This window comes from Streptomyces sp. AC558_RSS880 (assembly GCF_019049255.1).
Taxonomy (GTDB): domain Bacteria; phylum Actinomycetota; class Actinomycetes; order Streptomycetales; family Streptomycetaceae; genus Streptomyces.
The window spans coordinates 1-2,494 of the sequence record NZ_JAGMUJ010000089.1; the positions used below are offsets into that span (position 1 = coordinate 1).

Genomic DNA, 2,494 nt, shown 5'->3' on the forward strand with positions numbered 1-2,494 from the left:
AGCGGATACAAGACGTCGGCATGCCTCCCTCAACCCGAGCGAAACCATTCCTGACCAGCAGAAATCAAGGGATCACGTTCGGTTGAGATACGGCTTCTTACGCAATCCGCTGCCCCGTGTCACATCCCGGCCGACGCCGCTGAGGAGGTTCTGCTCGGCGTGGACACCCACAAGGACGTTCACGCCGCGGCTGTCATCACCATGCTCGGTGCCGCCCTGGACGGCCGGAGCTTCCCGGCGACCGCGCAGGGATACCGTCAACTCCTCGCCTGGGCACGCTCGTCCGGAGTGGTGCGACGTGCCGGCGTCGAGTGCACCGGCTCCTACGGAGCGGCCTTGACCCGCCACCTGCACGCCGAGGGGATCGAGGTCACGGAGGTCAACCAGCCGGACAAGGCCGCCCGCCGACGCCACGGCAAGACCGACGCCGTCGACGCCGAAGCCGCCGCCCGCGCCGTGCTGTCCGGGCGCGCCACCGTCACGGCCAAGACGAGCGACGGCCCGGTGGAGATGCTGCGGCTGTTCAAGCTCGCCAAGGGATCGGCGATCAAGTCCCGCACCCAGGCCATCAACCAGCCCAAAAGCGTCCTGGTCTGCGCCGACTCCGCCCTGCGCGAGGCCCTGGCCGGCCTGACCAACCCGCACCTGATCAAGCGGTGCGCCGCACTGGAAGCTCTGGACGCGACCGGGCCTGCTACAGCTGCCCGGCACACCCTGCGTCTGCTGGCCCGCCGAATCCAGCACCTGACCGAAGAGATCGACGACCTGAACCAACGGCTAACCGAGGCCGTCAAGGCGAGTTCGCCCGGTCTGCTCGACGCACGCGGCGTCGGCCCGGACAGCACCGCAGCCCTGCTCATCGCCGCAGGTGACAACCCTGAACGCCTCACCAGCGAGGCATCTTTCGCTGCCTTGTGCGGCACCAGCCCGGTCGAAGCGTCCTCCGGCAAGACCCAGCGCCGCAGGCTCAACCGCGGCGGCGACCGCCAGGCCAACGCCGCCCTCTACCGGATCGTCCTCAGCCGCCTGCGCTGGGACGACGGCACCCGGAACTACCTGCAGCGACGCCTTGCCGAGGGCAAGACGCGCCGAGAAGTCATCCGCTGCCTCAAACGCTACATCGCACGGGAGATCCACCGGCTTCTCGCCACTCCGAGTCCCGCACATACCGCAACCGCTACTTGACATCCATAGGGGCATCAGTGCCGTTTTTGGGTGTGTCCAGTCAACGGCTGATCTTTGTTGTTGAGGTTCAGTGGCTGGTGGTGGGGTGAGGCGTCCTTCGAAGGCGATCTGGAAGGCGTTCAGTGGCGCCTTCCAGCGCATCGTCCAGCGGCGCCGGCCCTTGCCGGTCGGGTCCAGGCTCATCAGCGCCATGTAGACGCACTTCAACGCGGCGGCCTCGTTCGGGAAGTGCCCGCGGGCCCGGACCGCTTTGCGGATGCGGGCGTTCACGCTCTCGATCGCGTTCGTGCTGCAGATGACCTTGCGGATCTCGACGTCGAAGGAGAGGAAGGGCACCATCTCGGCCCAGGCGTCGGACCACAGCTTGATCACGGCCGGATACTTGCTGCCCCACTTCTCCGAGAACTCCAGGAACCGCTCGGTTGCGGCGGCCTCGCTCGGCGCGGTGTAGACGGGCTTGAGATCCTTGGCGACCTTGTCCCAGTCCTGGCGGGCGCAGTAGCGGATGCTGTTGCGAATGAGGTGAACGATGCATGTCTGGACGACAGTTCGGGGCCAGACTGTCTCGACGGCGTCGGGCAGGCCCTTCAGTCCGTCGCAGACGAGCATGAGGACATCCTCAATGCCGCGATTCTTGAGCTCGGTGAAGACCTGGAGCCAGTGCTTGGCACCCTCGCCACCGTCCCCGGCCCAGATGCCGAGGATGTCGCGGGTGCCCTCGACGGCGACGGCCATCGCGACGTAGATGGGCCGGTTGGCGACCTTGCCATCGCGAATCTTGGTTCTGTCGACGATCTTGTGATCCGGTGGGTTGGGACTCATCGTGTGAGCAGGACGCGTTTGCGAAGGAGATCGAGGCTGGCGCGGCCGAACATCTGGCGTTTCAGCATTTTCAGTCGGTTGATGTTGCCCTCGACGGCACCGGAGCTGTGGGGCAGGGACAGTCCGTTGCGGACGGCGTCGAAGTCGCGGCGGAGGTTGCGGGCGAAGCCCGCAAGCGGAGCCAGGCTGTCTCGTTCGACGTCGGTGATCCAGTCTTCGAGGCGGTCGCCGTGGCGGCCGGTCATCATCGCGGCGAACTTCCTGACGTGAAGGGTGAGCCGGTCGAGTTCCAGATCGCGCTCACGCAGCCGGTGCAGCTTGTCGGCGTCCTCGGCCCGCAGGTGCTCGGGGTGGGTCATGATCCAGGAGGTGACCTCGCGGACCGACGCAGGCTTGGGTCCTGGGACGGGTGCGTGTCCGCGTCCGGTCCGGTAGCGCCGCAGGTGGCGCTGGACGGCCAACTCGCCTCCCGGATAGCCGAGCTCTT

The 2,494-nt window shown here is 66.8% G+C and carries 2 protein-coding genes and 1 pseudogene; 1 reads left to right on the top strand and 2 read right to left on the bottom strand.

Translation table 11 applies throughout. From position 1 onward, the window contains the following. Positions 1-201: 201 nt before the first annotated feature. Positions 202-1,185, top strand: a complete 984-nt coding sequence (locus KUM38_RS27380) for an IS110 family transposase (protein WP_254397833.1) — start codon at positions 202-204, stop codon at positions 1,183-1,185. An 81-nt stretch (positions 1,186-1,266) separates the two neighbouring features. On the opposite strand, the pseudogene KUM38_RS27385 reads toward KUM38_RS27380, so the two are convergent. Beyond that, positions 1,267-1,965: pseudogene (locus KUM38_RS27385) on the bottom strand (IS256 family transposase); the annotation flags it as partial. Between the two features lie 38 nt (positions 1,966-2,003). Further along, positions 2,004-2,494: transposase (locus KUM38_RS27390; RefSeq protein ID WP_217132963.1), on the bottom strand; the 491-nt coding region annotated here is incomplete at its 5' end.